The 19,348-nt window shown below is 53.8% G+C and carries 18 protein-coding genes and 6 tRNA genes; 8 read left to right on the forward strand and 16 right to left on the reverse strand.

Features of this window, described 5'->3' with window-relative positions; genetic code table 11:
- Positions 1-22: 22 nt before the first annotated feature.
- The 3 genes from ptsH to cysZ form a co-directional block, all read right to left on the reverse strand.
- A complete protein-coding gene (gene ptsH / locus ACFQW4_RS12440) occupies positions 23-280 on the reverse strand; it encodes a phosphocarrier protein Hpr (protein WP_101763576.1) in 258 nt (85 codons plus the stop codon).
- 388 nt (positions 281-668) lie between these two features.
- On the reverse strand, positions 669-1,640 hold the full coding sequence (gene cysK / locus ACFQW4_RS12445; protein WP_101763577.1) for a cysteine synthase A: 972 nt from the start codon (positions 1,638-1,640) through the stop codon (positions 669-671).
- Between the two features lie 140 nt (positions 1,641-1,780).
- Complete coding sequence (gene cysZ / locus ACFQW4_RS12450; protein WP_101763578.1) at positions 1,781-2,539, reverse strand: sulfate transporter CysZ; 759 nt, start codon at positions 2,537-2,539, stop codon at positions 1,781-1,783.
- A 217-nt stretch (positions 2,540-2,756) separates the two neighbouring features.
- Here cysZ and zipA point away from each other — a divergent pair, with 217 nt between their 5' ends.
- From zipA to ACFQW4_RS12465, 3 genes are all read left to right on the forward strand, one after another.
- Complete coding sequence (gene zipA / locus ACFQW4_RS12455; RefSeq protein WP_377725600.1) at positions 2,757-3,734, forward strand: cell division protein ZipA; 978 nt, start codon at positions 2,757-2,759, stop codon at positions 3,732-3,734.
- A gap of 68 nt (positions 3,735-3,802) precedes the next feature.
- Entirely contained in the window at positions 3,803-5,821 is a 2,019-nt protein-coding gene (ligA, locus tag ACFQW4_RS12460; RefSeq protein WP_217548922.1) for an NAD-dependent DNA ligase LigA, read from the forward strand.
- A 1-nt stretch (position 5,822) separates the two neighbouring features.
- Positions 5,823-6,041: a DUF3820 family protein gene (locus ACFQW4_RS12465; RefSeq protein WP_101763581.1), complete on the forward strand. Its 219-nt coding sequence runs from the start codon at positions 5,823-5,825 to the stop codon at positions 6,039-6,041.
- Between the two features lie 31 nt (positions 6,042-6,072).
- Here ACFQW4_RS12465 and ACFQW4_RS12470 read toward each other — a convergent pair whose 3' ends face one another.
- Positions 6,073-7,074, reverse strand: a complete 1,002-nt coding sequence (locus ACFQW4_RS12470) for a bile acid:sodium symporter family protein (RefSeq protein ID WP_101763582.1) — start codon at positions 7,072-7,074, stop codon at positions 6,073-6,075.
- A 102-nt stretch (positions 7,075-7,176) separates the two neighbouring features.
- On the opposite strand from ACFQW4_RS12470, the gene ACFQW4_RS12475 reads away from it, so the two are divergent.
- On the forward strand, positions 7,177-8,097 hold the full coding sequence (locus ACFQW4_RS12475; protein WP_101763583.1) for a LysR family transcriptional regulator: 921 nt from the start codon (positions 7,177-7,179) through the stop codon (positions 8,095-8,097).
- On the opposite strand, the gene ACFQW4_RS12480 is transcribed toward ACFQW4_RS12475, so the two are convergent.
- The 5 genes from ACFQW4_RS12480 to ACFQW4_RS12500 all read right to left on the reverse strand — a co-directional run bounded on the left by ACFQW4_RS12480 (position 8,094) and on the right by ACFQW4_RS12500 (position 8,982).
- The gene (locus tag ACFQW4_RS12480) at positions 8,094-8,423 is read right to left on the reverse strand and encodes a FlxA-like family protein (protein WP_101763584.1); all 330 of its coding nucleotides are present in this window, start codon (positions 8,421-8,423) and stop codon (positions 8,094-8,096) included. The two genes, ACFQW4_RS12475 and ACFQW4_RS12480, sit on opposite strands and share 4 nt — an antisense overlap.
- 161 nt (positions 8,424-8,584) lie before the next feature.
- Positions 8,585-8,660 (reverse strand) — tRNA-Lys (locus ACFQW4_RS12485).
- 4 nt (positions 8,661-8,664) lie between these two features.
- Positions 8,665-8,740, reverse strand: a tRNA-Val gene (locus ACFQW4_RS12490).
- Positions 8,741-8,781: 41 nt separating this feature from the next.
- A tRNA-Val gene (locus ACFQW4_RS12495) sits at positions 8,782-8,857 on the reverse strand.
- A gap of 49 nt (positions 8,858-8,906) precedes the next feature.
- A tRNA-Val gene (locus ACFQW4_RS12500) sits at positions 8,907-8,982 on the reverse strand.
- Between the two features lie 273 nt (positions 8,983-9,255).
- On the opposite strand from ACFQW4_RS12500, the gene gltX reads away from it, so the two are divergent.
- A complete protein-coding gene (gltX, locus tag ACFQW4_RS12505) occupies positions 9,256-10,677 on the forward strand; it encodes a glutamate--tRNA ligase (protein ID WP_101763585.1) in 1,422 nt (473 codons plus the stop codon).
- Positions 10,678-10,712: 35 nt separating this feature from the next.
- On the opposite strand, the gene ACFQW4_RS12510 is transcribed toward gltX, so the two are convergent.
- Together ACFQW4_RS12510 and ACFQW4_RS12515 are read right to left on the reverse strand one after the other, a co-directional pair.
- Entirely contained in the window at positions 10,713-11,066 is a 354-nt protein-coding gene (locus ACFQW4_RS12510) for a YfeC-like transcriptional regulator (protein WP_110866524.1), read from the reverse strand.
- A gap of 111 nt (positions 11,067-11,177) precedes the next feature.
- Positions 11,178-11,966, reverse strand: a complete 789-nt coding sequence (locus ACFQW4_RS12515; RefSeq protein ID WP_101763587.1) for a formate/nitrite transporter family protein — start codon at positions 11,964-11,966, stop codon at positions 11,178-11,180.
- A 362-nt stretch (positions 11,967-12,328) separates the two neighbouring features.
- On the opposite strand from ACFQW4_RS12515, the gene ACFQW4_RS12520 reads away from it, so the two are divergent.
- Positions 12,329-12,404, forward strand: a tRNA-Ala gene (locus tag ACFQW4_RS12520).
- A gap of 42 nt (positions 12,405-12,446) precedes the next feature.
- Positions 12,447-12,522, forward strand: a tRNA-Ala gene (locus ACFQW4_RS12525).
- Between the two features lie 125 nt (positions 12,523-12,647).
- On the opposite strand, the gene ACFQW4_RS12530 is transcribed toward ACFQW4_RS12525, so the two are convergent.
- The 4 genes from ACFQW4_RS12530 to ACFQW4_RS12545 form a co-directional block, all read right to left on the reverse strand.
- A complete protein-coding gene (locus tag ACFQW4_RS12530; protein ID WP_377725605.1) occupies positions 12,648-14,264 on the reverse strand; it encodes a rhodanese homology domain-containing protein in 1,617 nt (538 codons plus the stop codon).
- Complete coding sequence (locus ACFQW4_RS12535) at positions 14,257-14,847, reverse strand: cysteine dioxygenase (protein ID WP_192411429.1); 591 nt, start codon at positions 14,845-14,847, stop codon at positions 14,257-14,259. Before ACFQW4_RS12535 ends, ACFQW4_RS12530 begins: the two co-directional genes overlap by 8 nt.
- Positions 14,848-14,852: 5 nt before the next feature.
- Positions 14,853-15,941 carry an LLM class flavin-dependent oxidoreductase gene (locus tag ACFQW4_RS12540; RefSeq protein WP_377725608.1) on the reverse strand — a complete coding sequence of 363 codons (1,089 nt, stop codon included), beginning with the start codon at positions 15,939-15,941 and terminating at the stop codon, positions 14,853-14,855.
- 192 nt (positions 15,942-16,133) lie between these two features.
- Positions 16,134-17,324, reverse strand: coding sequence for a NupC/NupG family nucleoside CNT transporter (locus ACFQW4_RS12545; protein WP_101763591.1), 1,191 nt, complete (start codon positions 17,322-17,324; stop codon positions 16,134-16,136).
- A gap of 369 nt (positions 17,325-17,693) precedes the next feature.
- Here ACFQW4_RS12545 and ACFQW4_RS12550 point away from each other — a divergent pair, with 369 nt between their 5' ends.
- The gene (locus ACFQW4_RS12550; protein WP_008101352.1) at positions 17,694-18,935 is read left to right on the forward strand and encodes an Nramp family divalent metal transporter; all 1,242 of its coding nucleotides are present in this window, start codon (positions 17,694-17,696) and stop codon (positions 18,933-18,935) included.
- 45 nt (positions 18,936-18,980) lie between these two features.
- Here ACFQW4_RS12550 and ACFQW4_RS12555 read toward each other — a convergent pair whose 3' ends face one another.
- Positions 18,981-19,337, reverse strand: coding sequence for a DUF2502 domain-containing protein (locus tag ACFQW4_RS12555; protein ID WP_271460881.1), 357 nt, complete (start codon positions 19,335-19,337; stop codon positions 18,981-18,983).
- Positions 19,338-19,348 lie beyond the last annotated feature (11 nt).

The following is a 19,348-nucleotide window of genomic DNA, read 5'->3' on the forward strand; positions in this document are numbered from 1 at the left end:
GTTTAGTTGCGAACTGAGCCGGTTACTCCAGCTCAGCCATCAGCTTGACCAGGTGCTCAACCGCTTGCTGCTCGTCTTCACCTTCAGCAGACAGCGTAACAACCGTACCTTGAGTCAGACCCAAAGTCTGCAGTTTAAACAGGCTTTTCGCGCTGGCAGATTTGCCATTAGAGGTCACATTGATTTCTGACTTAAAAGCCTTTGCTTCTTTGACGAACTGGGCTGCAGGACGAGTATGAAGGCCGTTAGGTGCGGTAATGGTAACTTCTTGCTGGAACATTCTATTTCCCCAACTTTATCAGGTTTGGTGTTATGGATCTAAAGTCTAGCCTGGAGCCGTAACTTTAGCCTGTGTAGGTGCGCTGGTATGGCTTTAAGCTCACCATAAAATGCGCTCGAATGAGTACGTCATTAACAGTGACAGATCAAAAACTGCACGAATGCGCCACTCTTCTCATTATGCCGTGATTCGCCGTTTCGCCAAATCAGTAAATCGATTCAGCTTGATCCACTTCAAAGGCAGATTAATTTCAGGCACCGAAATAATTGGAAGCTTAAATACCAGAGCCGCATCACTGAAAGCAATCTGTCTGGTGATAAAAGTGAGATCTGCACCACAAAAAAGCACCCATTCGGGTGCTTTTTTCGTCAGTTTCAGACTTTAAGCATCACTGCTGGAGTTCTTTCTCAGTGAAGAGATCGGCAAACAGCGCGGTACTTAAATAACGTTCGCCGGAGGAGGGCAGAATCACCACGATGTTCTTGTTGGCGAAGGCTTCATCTTCTTGCAGCTTCAGCGCGGCAGCAACGGCAGCACCTGAAGAGATACCTGCTAAAATACCTTCTTCTTCCATCAGCTTACGGGCGGTGCTAATGGCTTCTTCATTGGTGATCGCCACTACGCGGTCGATCAATTCCAGATCAAGGTTGCCAGGAATGAAGCCGGCACCGATGCCCTGAATTTTATGTGGGCCTGGTTTGATCTCTTCGCCCGCCAGTGCCTGAGCAATAACCGGTGAATCTGTTGGCTCAACGGCAACGGTAATCAACTCGGTCTTGCCTTTGGTATTCTTGATGTAACGGCTCACGCCTGTCAGCGTACCGCCGGTGCCCACGCCCGCAATAAACACGTCCACTTCGCCGTCGGTGTCTTCCCAAATTTCTGGACCGGTGGTTTTTTCGTGGATTTCCGGGTTGGCTGGGTTGCTGAACTGCTGCAACAGCACATATTTGTCCGGATCGCTGGCGACAATCTCTTCCGCCTTCGCGATGGCACCTTTCATGCCTTTAGGACCTTCGGTTAGCACCAGGTTAGCTCCCAGCGCTTTCAGCAGCTTGCGGCGCTCAATTGACATGGTTTCTGGCATGGTTAGCGTCAGCTTGTAACCGCGCGCTGCGGCGACGTAAGCCAGCGCAATACCGGTGTTACCGCTGGTTGGTTCAACCAGCTCAACGCCCGGCTTCAAAATACCGCGTTTTTCCGCGTCCCAAATCATATTGGCACCGATACGGCATTTGATGCTGAAGCTCGGGTTGCGCGACTCGACCTTAGCCAGAATGCGGCCGTTACCGATGCGGTTCAGTCGAACCAGCGGCGTATGACCAATTGTCAGAGAGTTGTCTTCATAGATCTTACTCATAGCTCGTCCTTAACTGTATGAAATATTGGGAACCCTCAGAGCATACCTTTTCTAATGATGTGCGGAAGGAAAGAAATCGCATATCTATATAGCGCACAACCATAAGCCTTACGCAAAAATGCATAAGACGATTTAAAGCTTTAGCGGCGTGCATGTTGTGCATGATAACGATCCACCCACATGGCCGTTGCACCGCATACCGCAACCGGCAGAATCGCCAGATTGATAATCGGGATCATGGTGAACAGGCTAACCAGCGCACCAAATTGCATATTTGCGCTTTTGTGCTGGCGCAACGCCTGGCGCATCTGCTGGAAACTCACTTTGTGGTTATCAAATGGGTAGTCGCAATACTGCACGGACAACATCCACGCACTGAATAAAAACCATAGAACGGGCGCCACCGTTTGTCCAAAGCCGGGGATAAAGTGCAGCAACAGCAAACCAAGCGCACGCGGCAAATAGTAGCCGAGCTTCTGAAACTCTCGCTTCATGATGCGCGGTATGTCTTTTATCAGGCCCACCCAACCGCTATCTGGTAATGGCGTTCCGGTCAATCGCCCTTCAAGTTGCTCGGCGAGCAAGCCACAGAAGGGCGCGGCAATCAGATTTGCCAGAGTCGAAAAGAAGTAACTGAATACCAACACAATCGAAATCACTGAGAGCGGCCATAGCAGATAACTCAGCCACTGCAGCCAGTCAGGGATATGTGACATTAAAGCCGGGATCCACTGCCCCAAGCGCTGAAACAACCAGATAAAGGCACCGCCAAGTAGCACGATGTTGATCAGTAGCGGCATGATGACATAGCGACGAATGCCGGGCAGGCGCACCAGTTTCCATCCTTCAGCGAAGTAGTGAACACCATTAAATGTTGAGACCGAATTTCCTGCGGGCATAGCGAGCCTTTCTCCTAAATATAGCGGCGCGTCCATCATAACCTGGCTTTTTATCGGCTTCAGGCAGTGTTTGCGCGAAAAAACAGCAAAAAAGCGTGGGGCAGCTATCTAATTTGTCAGAAAATACTGCACAGACTTGCACTTGTTTAGCTGGGCAAATACAGTTAGAGGATAAAGTTTGCCGTGGTGGCAAGGTATTGGAACAACAGAGAATACAATGATGCAGGATTTGCGTCTGATATTAATCGTTGTTGGCGCGATCGCCATAATAGCGCTGCTACTTCATGGACTGTGGACCAGCCGTAAAGAGCGCTCCTCCGTGTTTCGTGATCGCCCGCACAAACGTCTGAAACAGCGCGAAGAAGCCGATGAAGATCTGCTGAGCGAAGAAGATGATGGCGTCGGCGAAGTCCGTGTACGTCGTCCTCGTGATGCGGATGAAGAACCTGAATTCACTGCACGTCCAGCGAGCGCGCCGCGTGCGCCTGAACCTGTACGTCAACCGGCATCACGTCAGGCTGACCCATTATTAGGCGATCCGCTGCTGGATAACGAGCCAGAAGTGCGTAAGCCGGCTGCGCCGCAAGCGCCAGTGGCGAAGCCAACGGCAGCGCCTGCACCACTACCGATTCAGGCCGATCCTTTGCTGGATAACGAACCGCTTTCCGCGACTCAACCTGCACCTGAATTCCTCGCCGCAGAAGAGCCAGAATTCGAACCTGAAGCGCCAGTTGCACATCAACCAGAAGCGCCACAGCCAGCGGCTGCTGCGCCTGGCAGTAAAAAAGAGGCCGTATTAGTGCTGCACGTCGCTGCACATGCGGGCGGCGAACTGAACGGTGAAGCGCTGTTGCAGGGCATCCTGCAAGCCGGATTCCAGTTTGGTGAGATGAACATTTTCCATCGCCATCTTAGCCCAGCCGGCAGCGGTCCGGTGCTGTTTAGCCTGGCGAACATGGTGAAGCCGGGTTCATTCGATCCGGATCAAATGGGGAATTTCTCAACGCCTGGCGTCTCGATCTTCATGATGGTGCCGTCGTACGGCGATGCGAATCAGAACTTCAAGCTGATGCTGCAATCCGCGCAGCGTATCGCTGATGATGTAGGCGGCGTGGTGCTGGATGATGAGCGTCGCATGATGACGCCGCAGAAGCTGGAAACCTACAAAACGCGTATTCGCGAAGTTATCGGTTAATCGCCGCTAGCTGAGTCAAAACAAGTATAACCCCCGCCTGTCGGGGGTTTTTTATCGGATAAGAGACTATGAAATCGGTTCAGGAGCAGATCACCGCGCTGCGCACCACGTTACGTCACCACGAATATCTCTACCACGTGATGGATACGCCGGAAATTCCGGATGCAGAGTATGACCGATTGATGGTTCAGCTGCGCGAGCTGGAAAGCGCACATCCTGATTTGATCACCCCTGATTCACCCACCCAACGCGTGGGTGCGGCACCGCTGGCGGCTTTTGAGCAAGTGCGTCATGAAGTGCCGATGTTATCGCTGGACAACACCTTTGATGAAGCGGGCTTCCTTGCCTTTAATAAACGCGTGCAGGATCGCCTTAAAAGCACTGACGAATTGACTTACTGCTGCGAGCTCAAGCTGGATGGTCTAGCCGTGAGCTTGCTGTATGAAGATGGCCTGCTGGTGCGTGCGGCGACGCGCGGAGATGGCACCACCGGCGAGAACATCACGGCGAACGTGCGCACAATTCACGCCATTCCTCTGCGTCTGCATGGCGATAACATCCCCGCACGCGTTGAAGTGCGTGGCGAAGTGTTTATCACCGAAAGCGGTTTTGAAAAGCTGAATGAAGAAGCGCGTCGCACCGGCGCGAAAGTCTTTGCTAACCCACGCAACGCCGCAGCCGGTTCACTGCGCCAGCTCGATCCACGCATCACCGCTAAACGTCCACTGACCTTCTTCTGCTACGGTTTTGGTCTGCTGGAAGGCGGTGAAATGCCTGCCAGCCATTGGCAACGTCTGCAACAGTTTAAGGCGTGGGGATTGCCAGTCACCGATCGTATTCGCCTGGCACACAGCGCCGATGAAGTGCTGGCGTTTTATCGTCAGGTTGAGCAGGAGCGCCCGTCGCTCGGCTTCGATATCGATGGCGTGGTTATCAAGGTCGATTCGCAGGCGCTGCAGGAGCAGCTCGGCTTTGTGGCGCGAGCGCCGCGCTGGGCTGTAGCCTTTAAATTCCCGGCGCAGGAACAGATGACGTTCGTGCGCGATGTCGAATTCCAGGTGGGCCGCACCGGCGCGATTACGCCCGTCGCGCGTCTGGAGCCGGTTCAGGTTGCGGGCGTTGTGGTAAGTAATGCCACGCTGCACAACGCCGATGAAATTGCCCGACTGGGTTTGCGCATTGGCGACAAGGTGGTGATTCGCCGCGCCGGTGACGTGATTCCGCAAGTGGTCAACGTGGTGGAATCGGAGCGCCCGGCAGAGACGCGTGAAATCGTCTTCCCAGGTCATTGCCCGGTGTGCGGTTCAGACGTTGAACGCGTGGAAGGTGAAGTTGTGACGCGCTGCACCGGCGGCCTGATTTGTGGCGCGCAGCGTAAAGAAGCACTTAAACACTTCGTTTCGCGTCGTGCGATGGATGTCGATGGCATGGGCGATAAGATCATCGATCAGTTGGTGGAGAAAGAGTACGTCTTAACGCCAGCCGATCTGTTCCGCCTTACTGCCGGTAAGCTAACCGGACTCGATCGCATGGGCCCTAAATCGGCTCAGAACGTGGTTGATGCGCTGGAAAAGGCCAAATCCACCACGCTGGCACGTTTCCTCTATGCGCTGGGTATTCGCGAAGTGGGCGAAGCCACTGCCGCCAACCTTGCCAATCACTTTGGCGAGCTGGAAAAGGTGATGAACGCCGATCTCGATGCGCTGATTGAAGTACAAGATGTCGGCAAAGTGGTGGCGACGCATGTGCGTAACTTTATGGATGAAGAGAGCAACCGCGCCGTTATTCGCGATCTTACTGAAGAGATTGGCGTGCACTGGCCGCAGGTTGAAGTGGTCAATGTCGAAGAAATTGATAGTCCATTTGCCGGTAAAACCGTGGTACTGACCGGCTCTCTGTCGCAGATGAATCGCGATGATGCCAAAGAGCGTCTGGTAGCGTTGGGCGCTAAAGTGAGCGGTAGCGTGTCGAAGAAAACCGATTTGCTGATTGCGGGGGAAGCGGCCGGTTCCAAGCTGGCGAAAGCGCAGGAGCTCGGCATTCCGGTGATCGACGAAGCGGAAATGATTCGCCTGCTCGGAGCGTAATGTGGATAAACAGCAACTGGTTGAAATCGCCAATACCGTGATGCCGTTCGGCAAGTACAAGGGCAGAGCGCTGATTGATGTGCCGGAGGAGTATTTGCTGTGGTTCGCTCGCAAAGATGAATTCCCGGCCGGTAAGTTAGGCGAATTGATGCAGCTGACGCTGACCATCAAGATCGAAGGGCTGGAAGGTTTAATCAAACCGCTCAAGCGCAATGAATAACAAAACGGCCCGCTTTTGCGGGCCGTTGTATTTAGGACTTCTGCGCTTCTACTTGCTGCTGCGCCAGCCGTTTTTCATTGCCGGCTTTATAGCGCTGGGCAATGAAAGAACACACCATTAACTGCACCTGATGGAAGATCATCAGCGGCAGCACGATAATCCCCACGGAACTGGCCGGGAACAGGATGTTGGCCATCGGGACACCGTTCGCCAGACTCTTTTTCGAGCCACAGAACAGCACCACAATCTCGTCCGCACGGCTGAAGCCAAACAGGCGCGATGCCGCCAGGTTAATCGCCAGTGCGATAAACAGCACCAGCACGCTGCCAACCAGAATCCACAGCAAGGTATCCACGCCCACGCGATGCCAAATGCCGTTCACCACCGCTTCACTGAAGGCGGAGTAAACCACCAGCAGAATCGAGGTTTGGTCGGTTTTACCAATCAGGCTGCGATGCTTCTCGACCCACGCGCCAATCCAGCGACGCGACAGATGTCCTAAAACAAACGGCACCAGCAGTTGCAGCATAATTTTGCCAATCTGCTCCAGACCGTTGCCCGGCATTTCGCTATGCACATTCATCACCAGATTCACCAGCAGCGGCGAGACAAATACGCCGAGCAGGCTGGAGGCTGAAGCTGCACAGACCGCAGCGGCGACGTTGCCGCCCGCCATTGAGGTGAAGGCGATTGAGGATTGCACGGTCGCTGGCAGAATACACAGATAGATAAAGCCGGTGTAAATCTCCGGGCTGACGTTAACCGGATGCCACCAGACAATCAGCAAACCAATAATCGGGAAAATCACAAAGGTGCTGCACATAATCCACAAGTGCAAACGCCAGTGGCTGCTGCCGGCAATGATCTTCTCGCGCGACAGTTTGGCGCCATGCATAAAGAACAGCAGGGCGATGGCGGCAGTGGTCAGATATTCGAAGATATCGACAAAGACGCCTTTGGCAGGAATAAAGCTGGCCAGCAGCACGGTAATGATGAGTTTAATCATCATCGGATCGAGGCGTAAAAATCCCATTGTTAAAATCCGGTTAAATTTAGAAAAATGATGGTGCTGATTGTGCGCCTGCTGGGTTTAGAAATAAAATTGATTTATTGCATCAATCTATGAGCGATATCGATGAATTACACCTTACGTCAGTTGCGTACCTTTGTCGCGGTGGCGCATCACGGCAGCTTCAGTCTGGCCGGCCAAGCGATTGGTTTAAGTCAGTCGGCGGTCAGCCATAGCATTAAAGAGCTGGAAGCGGAAATGGGCGTGCGCTTGCTCGATCGCACCACGCGGGAAGTGATGCTGACCGAGGCGGGGCAGCAGCTGGCCACACGGCTTAATCGTCTGCTGGACGACCTCAATACCACCGTGTTGGATGTGCGCAGCTATGGCGAACAGCGCAGCGGCACGGTGCGTGTTGCCGCCAGCCAAACGCCTTCTGCCCATCTGATGCCGCAGTGCCTGGCCAGCAGCCAGCAGCGCTATCCGGATATCCGCGTCATCCTGCATGACCGCGTACAGCAATGGGTGCTGCAAAGCGTACGCAATGCGGAGGTTGATTTTGGCATTGTAATTGGCCCGCTCAACGACACTGATTTTGACAGCGAAGAGATTTTGCAGGAGCCTTTTTTACTGCTGTGTCATGAAGATGACGAGCTGGCGCAAATTGAACAGGCGCAATGGTCGATGCTGGCCGGACGCAATATGGTGCTACAGGATTATGCTTCCGGCAGTCGCGTGTTAGTTGATGCCGCGCTGCAACAGCTGGCGTTGAGTGTGCATGTAGTGCAGGAAATCGGTCATCCCGCTACGCTTTATCCGATGGTGGAAGCGGGAATTGGCATCAGCATTCTGCCTGCGCTGGCCTTGCCGTTGCCGTCAGGACGCAAACTCACGGTGCGGCGTCTTTATCCTGAAATTAACCGCAGCCTGATGCTGATAAAGCGCAAAAACCGCTCGCTGACACCCGCCGCAGAAGCGATCTGGCAGGAAGTGCGCCAGCAGGCAGCCCTGCTGACGCAACAACGCATGCTAAAGCCGGCGTTTTAAACGTACACGTTGATTTGATTGGTATCAGTTGGGCGGTTAATACCATCAGCTTTGGTGGCCGCAGGTTGCTGTGCTTCCTGTTTCTGTTGCGCTTTCTCAGCTTGCTGCTGCTCAATTTGCGCGATTTGCGCTTCGATCATTTGAATCTGTGATTGCAGCATCTGCTCCTGTTCAGACTTTTGCTCATCGGTGAGCGTATCGTCGCTGGAAAGATCTTTCAGCTGCTTAGTGATGGATTGAATCTGTTTATAGAGGCTGGCGATTTCTGAGGTAGAACCGCCGCCGCTACTTGCGGTGCTGACACTACCTACGCTGGATATAGACATGGTTTTCTCCTTGCAATAGACCATTATCGTTATCGGTCAGAGTATAAGGAGGCTTGAGGGCAGGGAATGTTAAACTTGCGAAAAGGGTTCGTTGGGATTTAGCGCATTAACCACAGATTTAACGCATAGCAAAAAGGCGCCTTTAGGGCGCCTTTTTACATTGGTGGGTCGTGCAGGATTCGAACCTGCGACCAATTGATTAAAAGTCAACTGCTCTACCAACTGAGCTAACGACCCGAAGTGGTGGGTGATGACGGGCTCGAACCGCCGACCCCCTCCTTGTAAGGGAGATGCTCTACCAACTGAGCTAATCACCCACTTCGGTACTGCTTAACAAGAGTGTCATCTGACTAAGATATGGTGGGTGATGACGGGCTCGAACCGCCGACCCCCTCCTTGTAAGGGAGATGCTCTACCAACTGAGCTAATCACCCATATCTTATCTCTTGTTCACTGCGGGCCATCTTTAAACCTTCTAAAGAGTGGTGGGTGATGACGGGCTCGAACCGCCGACCCCCTCCTTGTAAGGGAGATGCTCTACCAACTGAGCTAATCACCCCCGCTGTGTGGAGTCGCATTATAGGGATCCTTCAAAGTGAGTCAACGGTTTTTAAAACTTAAATGTGCGTTCGCTTTAAAAATAATCATCGTGGGGTGCTTTTCGCCAATGTGCTGGTTTTATTAGCAGAAAAGCGCACAGCAAACCGGGATGCCACCGCGACAATCATTGAGGAATCAGCCTCACCTGCTAGAATGTGCGCACTGTTTTTTCGCGTTAACCCGTTTTTTTGTCATCCAGACAATGAAACCTGCGCATTTAAGGCAATGCTGAATGAAAATCAAAACTCGCTTCGCACCCAGCCCAACGGGCTATCTGCACGTAGGCGGTGCTCGTACTGCTCTTTACTCCTGGCTTTATGCTCGCCATAACAAAGGCGAATTCGTTCTGCGTATCGAAGATACCGATCTGGAGCGTTCCACACCGGAAGCCATTGAAGCCATCATGGATGGTATGAACTGGCTGAGCCTTAACTGGGATGAAGGTCCGTATTATCAGACCAAGCGTTTTGATCGCTACAACGCGGTGATCGACGACATGCTGGAAGCGGGCACGGCCTATAAATGCTACTGCAGCAAAGAACGTCTCGATGCGCTGCGTGAAGAGCAGATGGAAAAAGGCGAAAAGCCGCGTTATGACGGCCGCTGCCGCGACAGCCATGAACATCACGCCGCTGATGAACCGTGCGTGGTGCGCTTCCGCAACCCGCAGGACGGTTCTGTCATCTTTGACGATCAGATTCGTGGTCCGATTGAATTCAGCAACCAGGAACTGGATGACCTGATCATTCGTCGTACCGACGGTTCACCCACCTATAACTTCTGTGTGGTGGTGGATGACTGGGATATGGGCATCACTCACGTGATTCGTGGTGAAGACCATATCAACAACACGCCACGCCAGATCAATATCCTGAAAGCGATCGGTGCAGAAGTGCCAACTTACGCGCACGTATCAATGATCCTGGGCGATGACAGTAAGAAGTTGTCCAAACGTCATGGCGCTGTTGGCGTGATGCAGTATCGTGATGACGGTTATTTGCCGGAAGCGCTGCTCAACTATCTGGTACGTCTTGGCTGGTCACATGGCGATCAGGAAATTTTCAGCGTGCCGGAAATGGCAGAGCTGTTCACTCTGGATGCCGTGAGTAAGTCGGCCAGTGCTTTCAATACTGAAAAACTGCAGTGGCTAAATCATCACTACATTAATACGCTGCCGCCGGAGTACGTTGCTACGCAGCTGCAATGGCATATTGAGCAGCAGAAGATTGATACCCGCACCGGTCCGGAGTTGGCAAAGCTGGTTACCTTACTGGGCGAGCGTTGCAAAACCCTGGTAGAGATTGCGGCATCTTGCCGTTACTTCTATGAAGAGTTTGAAGCCTTTGATGCTGACGCGGCGAAGAAGCATCTGCGTCCGGTCGCGCGTCAGCCGCTGGAAGTGGTGCGCGACAAACTGGCTGCAATCAGCGACAGCAACTGGAACGCAGAGAATGTGCATCATGCAATTCAGTCTGCGGCAGATGAGCTGGAGCTGGGGATGGGCAAAGTCGGTATGCCACTGCGTGTAGCGGTGACCGGTTCTGGTCAGTCACCGGCGCTGGATGTGACGGTGGAAGCGATTGGTCGCAGCCGCAGCGTTGCGCGAATCGAAAAAGCGCTGGCATTCATCGCGGAGCGCGAAGCAAACGCATAATGTGAAAAAGCCGGAAGCATCTGCTTCCGGCTTATTTATTCTTCCTGAATCCCCAGACGTTCCAGTACGCCTCGAATTCCCTCCCGCAACAACAACGCCGCAAATTGCTCTTGCTCCGCTGCCGTCATTTGCTGGACAGAATTTATTAATAACGCAGGTAACGTATTTTGTTGTGCACCGTAATTAGCCGCCGGTTCGTTCGCGTGGCGGGTGGATTGAACAAAGCTCTTTACGCGCTCATCTATATGGATCAATCGCGCTTTACCGCCCTGAACACCGGGCTTTGGCGTGGTTGTCCAGTTTTCACGCTTGATCCATTTATTCACCGTTTGCCGACTGTAGCCCGTTTCCTGCGCGAGCTCCTCGGGGGTAAGCCATTCCTTTTTCACGATGCTGTCCCTGTTAAATACATTAGTTCTACATATTACAACAAAACGTAACGGGGAAAAGTAACCTGAACAGAAAATGCCTTCTGCTCTCCAACAAAAGGCAAAATTAGGTTATTGCGCCTGGCTCACTGCGGGTTGTTCCGGACGGAAAGCGATGAAATAGGTGAGGCCAACAAAAATTGCACCGCCCACGCCGTTACCGAGGAACACCGCGATCACGTTTGGCGCAAATTCCGCCCAGCTCATCTGCCCGGCAAAAATTGCTGCCGGAACAATAAACATGTTTGCGACGACGTGCTGGAAGCCAATCGCCACGAACGCCATCACCGGGAACCACATACCGAAAATTTTACCCACTACATCTTTACTGGCGAAGGCGAGCCACACCGCCAGACACACCAGCCAGTTGCAGCCCACGCCGGAAATAAAGGCATGCAGGAAATCGGCATTCACTTTTGCGTGCGCAATCGCCACGGTTTTTTTCAGGTAATCGCCTTCGGTCATGCCCAGCATGTGACCAAAGAACCATGCAACCGCAACGCTGCCAATGAAATTGGCGAGGGTAACCCAAAACCAGTTACGCAGAACGCTGAAGCCACTGATGCGACGAGCGAACCAGGCGATGGGCATCGTCATCATATTGCCGGTCAGCAGCTCGCCGCCCGCCAGTACCGTCATGATCAACCCGACCGGGAACACCGCAGCGCCGAGTAGCACGCCGAATGAACCCCATTCAGCAGGCAGTTGGTTAATGACATGCAGATCGAGCAGGAAGCCAGTGGCGATAAACGCACCGGCCATAAAGCCAAGAATCAACAAGGTGGAGATAGGCAGGCGGCTTTTAGCCACGCCAGCTTGAATCGCCAGTTGGGCGATCTCTTTAGGTGTATGCAGCGACATAGTTCACTTTTCTTTTATGGATTAATGGGGACGTTGCTGGCCGGTCATTGAGAGAACACCCTGGTAGGATGACCGGTTAATTAGCGCGCTAAGTTTTACACGCACTTTTAACGAAAACAAGACTGCTTCTAACATCTTTAACCTAAAGTTAACGCAGGGTTGAGGTTGGAGTGGGGAAGCATTGCCGGATGGTGCATATAAATAGTCGCGCAGCGGGATGGCGTGTTGAAAAAAAAACCATGCTGACGCGGGGTTGACGCCTTTTTCAGCGATCAAACACAGAACGAAAATTTGACGTTGACACTCAAGGGGCGGTTTCATATTATCCCGTCCGTCGAGTTTACTCGGCAGTTTTTCGGTTCGGGGGTATAGCTCAGCTGGGAGAGCGCTTGCATGGCATGCAAGAGGTCAGCGGTTCGATCCCGCTTATCTCCACCAAACCGCTCCCAACGGTTTGACCGAAAAATGATTTCCAGATGTGGGGGTATAGCTCAGCTGGGAGAGCGCTTGCATGGCATGCAAGAGGTCAGCGGTTCGATCCCGCTTATCTCCACCAAATCTCTGTTCATTCTGAACACATTCAAAAAAATACCTTCTTAAACGCAACGCAGTAAATTGCGATTTTTGTCGTTTGAAGGGCCGCCATTTTGGCGACCTCATCACTCACCACGCAAATTATCATCAGGCCGTAACAGCCTGCGGCTGCAATTGCAGCACCCGGAAACCGTGCGTGCCATCGCGATCCAGCTGCGCCACTAAACCGTATTCCCAGTCCAGATACGCCTGCATCACGCCCGCTTCAATATCGGTGCCTTCATATGGACGGCGATAGCGATCAATGGCCGGGGACAACAGTTGCTGCTCTCCTTGCTCCGTTGGCAAACCCGCTTCGCGCCAGGCAGCGTTACCGCCCTCCAGCACAAACACCGGCTTGCCGGTCAGCTCAGCCACTTGTTGCACCGCATAACCCGCTAGCAGGCTGCTGCCGCAGGTCAGAACATAGCGACGTGCCTCCGGCAACAATGCTTTGCCTTGCTGCTGCAGGGTAGAGCGCAGCAACCAGGCCGCGCCCGGAATATGGTTGTGGAGATGGTTCGCGCGCGTGGTGAAATCCAGTACCTGCGTTTGCCCTTCCTGCAACCATTCCGCTAACTGCTGCGGTGAGATGAATTCGGGTTGAGCGACGGGCGGCACCTGCGCTTTCCAGTTACCGCGTTCACTGAAATCACTGGCCTGCAGCTCCTCCAGCACCGAAACCTGCCAGCCAAGCTGCGCCAGCCAGGATGCGGTCATATTGGCGCGCACGCCGTCATCATCAATCAGCACAATACGCGCACCGCGTACACTGGCGTAATGATCGGTCTCCTGCACCAGTTGACCTCCCGGCACATGGCGGCTGCCAGGCAGATGCCCGGCGGCGTATTCGTCGGCATCACGCACATCAAACAGATAAGTGGTGCGCGTCTCCTGCTGCCAGCGTTTCAGCGTGGCGAGTGGGATACGTTCCACACCGGCGCGATCGGCGATGATGCGCGCATTGTTCGCCGCCTGATGCTGTGCGGTTTCGCTGGTCTCGCCGTAGCGGCGCGACTGGCCTTTATCCAGCGCATGCCCGGCCAGCGTCCAGCCGATGGTACCATTACGCAGTGCGAACACCGGATTGCGAATCCCGGCGTTCACCAGCGATTGCGTACCAATGATACTGCGCGTGCGGCCGGCGCAGTTCACTATCACCGTGGTCTCCGGCGATGGCGCGATGTCACGTACGCGCAGCACCAGTTCACCGCCCGGCACACTGGTGGCGCCTGGAATACTCATGGTTTGATATTCATCGAAACGACGCGCATCGAGCACCACCACGTTAGCATCGCTGTTAATCAGCTGATGCACCTCGTCCGCAGATAAAGAAGGTGTGTGATTGTGATGCTCAACCAGCTCGCCAAAGGCTTTGCTGGGTGAATTCACGTCGATAAACAGTTCGCCGCCTGCCGCTTGCCAGCCGGCCAAATCATCTGCCAGCAGCGCGACATTGCTGTAACCCAGCGCGGCAATCCGTTCGGCAGCGGTTTGCGCCAGGCCTTCGTTACCGTCATACAGCGTGATCGCGGTGGTGCGCTGCGGAATGCGGTCCAGCAGCTCAAGCTCCAGTTTTGACAGTGGAATATTCACCGCAAACAACGGATGCGCGGTGGCAAACAGCGCTTCATCGCGCACATCGACAATCGCCACTTCCTGCTGCTGACGCAGGGCCTCAATAATTTCCGCCGCCTGGCGTAAAGGGAAAACCGGTTTAGTCATGTGAAAGGTCCCAAATGTTCGGTAAGTAACGGTTGCTGTAACCGGAGATAAACGTTTTTTCACTGCCGTCTTCGCGGTAGACCGCGCGTTTGACCGCGCCAATGTTGGCGCCATAAACGTGAATGCTGATGGAGACGCGGTCGTCATAGGCGTTGCTGACGCGATGAATATCGCCTACCGTCGGCGACACCGCTTCAACGCGGCCGGGATCGAGTCGGACTGGCGCGCCTTCCGGCTGCAATCCGTTTGGCCCCGGCTGCCAGGATTGTGAAATCTCTGCGCCGCGCAGCATGCCAATCAGTCCCCATACGCGATGGTCGTGAATCGGCGTTTGCTGGCCTGGCCCCCAGACGAAACTCACCACCGAAAAGCGTTGCTGCGCATCGGCATACAACAAATATTGTTGATAGTGTTCGGGATGAGGTTGGGTAAAGGCGTCGTCCAGCCAGTCGTCGTGGCGAATCAACTCGCCAAGCCACGTGCTGCCACGCTGCAACACCGTGGCCTCCTCCGGCTGTGCATCCAGCAAGTTGGCAAGATTGGTGACAAAATCACGCAGGCGCTGGTGCTGATACTGGCTCATAAGCTTCAGGCGCTCCTTTTATCGGCGGCTGAGAGCGCATCGACTTTCTCGCGCGTCAGCGGAATCAGCTCGCGACCATATTCCACCGCATCGTTAAGCGGATCGAAGCCGCGAATCAGCACGCTATGAATGCCAAGGCGATAATATTCCAGCAGTGCATCGGAAACTTGCTCCGGCGTTCCCACCAGCGCAGTGGAGTTGTAGCCGCCCTGAACCAGTTTTGCGACGCCGGTCCACAGCACTTTATCCAGACGATCGCCTTCATTGGCGGCGGCGAGTAAACGCTGCGCGCCAACGCTCTGCGGCTTCGCCTTACCAAAGGCAAAGCCACTTTCGTTAAGCTGTTTTTCGGCCGTGGCGCGGATGTGCTCCGCACGTTCCCAGGCTTCTTTTTCAGTTGTGCCAAGAATCGGCCGGAACGAGATGTTGAAGTTAATTTCGCGGCCCTGTCTGGCGGCAGCGGCACGCACGTTGCGTACCGTCTCTTCCGCGCCTTTCAGCGGCTCGCCCCACAGCGCAAACACATCGGCATGGCGTGCTGCAACATCAATCGCCTCCTGCGACGATCCGCCAAAATAGATGGGCAGTTTATTCTGCAGCGGTTTGATGGCTGAGAACGCCTGCTCGGCCTGATAAAACTGGCCTTGATGATCGTACGGCTGCGCGGATTCGAGGCTCTGCTTCAATACGGTGAGGAACTCATCGCTACGCGCATAGCGCTCGGCTTTATTGAGGAAGTCACCGTCGCGGCGCTGCTCGGCATCGCTGCCGCCGCTGATGATGTGCACCGCTAAGCGACTGTCGGTGAGGTGATCAAGCGAAGCCAGTTTGCGCGCCGCTAGCGTCGGCGAGACAAAGCCGGGACGATGCGCCAGCAAAAATTTCAGCGTCGAGGTGTGCGCCGCCGCGTGCGCGGTGACCAGAAAACCATCCGGCTGATCCGACCAATAGCCCACCAGAATGCGATCAAAACCGGCGTCTTCGTGCGCCCGCGCAAAACGCGCAATGTACTCTTTATCGAACAGCGGGCCGCTAGCCGGAATGATTTCGGAAGCGAGGCGGTGGCCTATCATGCCTAGGAATTGAATGCTCATGCGGTTCTCCTGAAGTGACGTCATGGAGAAAAACTACGGGCGCAGGCGGTGTGAACGGAAATTCAATATTGTGCAAAGGTTTTGCGTTTAACTGTGAAGCGGGTGATAGCGGGGGAAAAGCGGAAGCGACGCGGATTAGAACCGATTGAAATAATTAAGAACAGAAGGGCGAGCCGCAGCTCGCCCCGTATATCAGAAGGCCAATACCAGACCAGCGATAGCGGCTGACAGCACGCTCACCAGCGTTGAACCGTACAGCAGTTTCAGGCCGAAGCGTGAAACCACGTTACCTTGCTCTTCGTGCAGACCCTTAATCGCGCCCGCCACAATCCCGATTGAGGAGAAGTTAGCAAAGGAGACCAGGAACACAGAAAGAATACCTTCCGAGTGTGGCGACAGCTGACCGGCGATTTTCTGCAGATCCATCATTGCCACGAATTCGTTGGAAACCAGTTTGGTGGCCATGATGCTGCCTACTTGCAGCGCTTCGTGTGAAGGAACACCCATCACCCACGCAAATGGATAGAACACATAACCCAGCACGCCCTGGAAGCTGATGCCGAAAATCAGGTCGAACAGCGCGTTCAGACCGGTGATCAAGGCGATAAAACCAATCAGCATTGCGGCAACAATCATCGCAACTTTAAAACCGGCGAGGATGTATTCGCCCAGCATTTCGAAGAAGCTCTGGCCTTTATGCAGGTCCTGCAGTTGCAGATCTTCTTCGCTGTCCACGCGGTACGGGTTAATCAGCGACAGCACAATAAAGGTGCTGAACATGTTCAATACCAGCGCGGCCACCACATATTTTGGCTGCAGCATGGTCATGTAGGCGCCGACAATCGACATCGAAACCGTCGACATGGCAGTCGCTGCCATGGTGTACATGCGGCGCTGCGACATTTTGCCAAGGATATCTTTATAGGCGATGAAGTTTTCTGACTGTCCCAAAATCAGAGAGCTCACGGCGTTAAAGGATTCCAGTTTGCCCATACCGTTTACTTTGGACAGCACGGTACCAATGCCGCGAATCACCCACGGCAAGATGCGGAAATGCTGCAAAATACCGATTAACGCAGAGATGAAAATGATGGGGCAAAGCACGTTGAGGAAGAAGAAAGCGAGACCTTTTTCGCTCATATTGCCAAACACGAAGTTGGTGCCTTCGGCGGCATATTTGAGCAGATGATCAAAGAATCCTGCGAAGCCCTGCACAAAGCCGAGACCGATGGAGGAGTTCAGGAAGAACCAGGCCAGCAGAATTTCGATTACCAGAAGTTGAACGATATAACGAAGACGGATGCTTTTACGATCGTGGCTGACCAGCAAGGCCAGCACCGCTACCACCACTAGTGCTAAAAGAAAATGCAAAACATGGGACATGTCGGCTCCAAATTTGAGGAGGGTTGTATTTTGTTGCGTATTCTATGTAACGCGTTACTTAAAAACGAGATCAAAACCACATTATAAGTATTCGCTATCGCGTTTTTTCTCAGATAAGTCTGACCGCTCACAACCCTATTACAAATTCATCACAAGAAATATCCACAAAAACATTGTCTATAAAATAACCCAAGAGTAGAGTCTTTTGCGTTGCAATTGTTTTTAGCAAGAACTGACTTTACCGCAATGTATAGCAATGGCTATACTTTATAGCACCATCTATTACTACAATAACTATAACCAAATTTCATCTGCCTTGAATGACCCTTAATCTGGACAGGTCAACAAGCATTAGGACAGGGTAAAACTATGCTAGAAAGCCGCACCGCCGAGCGCGCCGCTCGCGGAGCCAGAAAGATCAAACTCGCGCTGCTGGGCCCCGCCTTTATTGCGGCGATTGGCTACATCGATCCCGGCAACTTCGCGACCAACATTCAGGCCGGCGCCGCCTACGGCTACAAGCTGTTATGGGTGGTGGTGTGGGCCAACGTCATGGCGATGCTGATCCAGCTGATGTCCGCCAAGCTGGGCATTGCTACCGGCAAAAATCTTGCAGAACACATCCGCGATCGCTTCCCGCGCCCGGCGGTGTGGTTCTATTGGGTGCAGGCGGAAATCATCGCCATGGCCACCGATCTCGCTGAATTTATCGGCGCGGCGCTCGGCTTCAAGCTATTACTTGGCATTTCCCTGCTGCAGGGTGCGGTGTTAACCGGTATCGCGACCTACCTGATTCTGATGCTGCAAAGTCGCGGGCAGAAGCCGCTGGAACTGGTGATTGGCGGTCTGCTGCTGTTTGTAGCGGCGGCTTATATTGTGGAGCTGTTTTTCTCCCAGCCTAAAGTGAGTGAGCTGGTGGTTGGCATGGCGCTGCCATCGCTGCCAACATCGGATGCGGTATTCCTCGCTGCTGGTGTGTTAGGCGCCACCATTATGCCGCACGTGATTTATCTGCACTCGGCGCTGACGCAGCACGGCAATAAAGGCAGCAAGGCGCAACGTTACAGTTCAACCAAGCTGGATGTGGCTATCGCCATGACCATCGCTGGCTTTGTGAATCTGGCGATGATGGCCACCGCCGCCGCGGCGTTTCACTTTAGCGGTCACTCCAGCATCGTCGATCTCGATCAGGCATACCTAACGCTGCAACCGCTGTTGGGTGAAGCGGCAGCAATTGTGTTTGGTTTGAGTCTGGTGGCTGCCGGTCTCTCCTCAACCGTGGTTGGCACGCTGGCGGGACAAGTGGTGATGCAGGGCTTTATCCGTTTCCACATTCCGCTGTGGTTCCGCCGCACTATCACCATGTTGCCCTCTTTTATAGTAATTTGGGCGGGCTGGGATCCCACGCGCATTCTGGTAATGAGTCAGGTGCTGTTGAGTTTCGGTATCGCGCTGGCGCTGATTCCGCTGCTCTCCTTTACCGGCAACCGCGAATTGATGGGCGATGAGATGGTGAACTCACGCCTGATGCAAAATGCCGGGCGGCTGATTGTGGTGCTGGTGATCGCCCTCAATCTCTATTTGCTGGTCGGCGAAGCGCTCGGTTGGTAACTGCCAGAGAAAAGAAAAATCCCGCCATTGTGCGGGATTTTTTGTTTAGTGATGATGGTGATCGTGGTGACCTCGACGCTCATCATGGCGATGATCGTGGCGGTGATGTTCACGACGTTCACGCTCATGCCAGCGGCGTTCGCGCTCACGTTCATAGGCGCGATGACGTTTCCACTCTTCGTGACGCCACCAGCGATGATCGTTGTACTGATAACGATCGTTCCACCAGCGCGGCTCGCGCCAGCGACCGCCGTCCCAGTAATTACCGTGACGATCGCGATCGCCGAGATGAAGCGTAACGCCCGGACCCAAATTGATGGTGGCGCTGTCGGCTTGTGCTGTGCTGATAGCCAACGGGGATAAGGTTGCCAGCAAGGCGGCAAACAAAATGGCACGTTTCATAACTTCTCCTT

Origin of the sequence: Pantoea sp. GCM10028869 (assembly GCF_042666835.1) — a bacterium.
Classification (GTDB): domain Bacteria; phylum Pseudomonadota; class Gammaproteobacteria; order Enterobacterales; family Enterobacteriaceae; genus Pantoea; species Pantoea leporis.

Excerpts from the sequence above, each read along its gene's own strand:
- ACFQW4_RS12540 (WP_377725608.1), bottom strand. The coding sequence starts at position 15,941 with ATGAGCATTCAATTCCTAGGCATGATAGGCCACCGCCTCGCTTCCGAA.
- gltX (WP_101763585.1), top strand. The coding sequence starts at position 9,256 with ATGAAAATCAAAACTCGCTTCGCACCCAGCCCAACGGGCTATCTGCAC.
- cysZ (WP_101763578.1), bottom strand. The coding sequence starts at position 2,539 with ATGCCCGCAGGAAATTCGGTCTCAACATTTAATGGTGTTCACTACTTC.
- ACFQW4_RS12535 (WP_192411429.1), bottom strand. The coding sequence starts at position 14,847 with ATGAGCCAGTATCAGCACCAGCGCCTGCGTGATTTTGTCACCAATCTT.
- ACFQW4_RS12475 (WP_101763583.1), top strand. The coding sequence starts at position 7,177 with ATGAATTACACCTTACGTCAGTTGCGTACCTTTGTCGCGGTGGCGCAT.
- ligA (WP_217548922.1), top strand. The coding sequence starts at position 3,803 with ATGAAATCGGTTCAGGAGCAGATCACCGCGCTGCGCACCACGTTACGT.
- ACFQW4_RS12530 (WP_377725605.1), bottom strand. The coding sequence starts at position 14,264 with ATGACTAAACCGGTTTTCCCTTTACGCCAGGCGGCGGAAATTATTGAG.
- ACFQW4_RS12470 (WP_101763582.1), bottom strand. The coding sequence starts at position 7,074 with ATGGGATTTTTACGCCTCGATCCGATGATGATTAAACTCATCATTACC.
- ACFQW4_RS12515 (WP_101763587.1), bottom strand. The coding sequence starts at position 11,966 with ATGTCGCTGCATACACCTAAAGAGATCGCCCAACTGGCGATTCAAGCT.
- ptsH (WP_101763576.1), bottom strand. The coding sequence starts at position 280 with ATGTTCCAGCAAGAAGTTACCATTACCGCACCTAACGGCCTTCATACT.
- cysK (WP_101763577.1), bottom strand. The coding sequence starts at position 1,640 with ATGAGTAAGATCTATGAAGACAACTCTCTGACAATTGGTCATACGCCG.
- ACFQW4_RS12545 (WP_101763591.1), bottom strand. The coding sequence starts at position 17,324 with ATGTCCCATGTTTTGCATTTTCTTTTAGCACTAGTGGTGGTAGCGGTG.
- ACFQW4_RS12480 (WP_101763584.1), bottom strand. The coding sequence starts at position 8,423 with ATGTCTATATCCAGCGTAGGTAGTGTCAGCACCGCAAGTAGCGGCGGC.
- ACFQW4_RS12555 (WP_271460881.1), bottom strand. The coding sequence starts at position 19,337 with ATGAAACGTGCCATTTTGTTTGCCGCCTTGCTGGCAACCTTATCCCCG.
- ACFQW4_RS12550 (WP_008101352.1), top strand. The coding sequence starts at position 17,694 with ATGCTAGAAAGCCGCACCGCCGAGCGCGCCGCTCGCGGAGCCAGAAAG.
- zipA (WP_377725600.1), top strand. The coding sequence starts at position 2,757 with ATGATGCAGGATTTGCGTCTGATATTAATCGTTGTTGGCGCGATCGCC.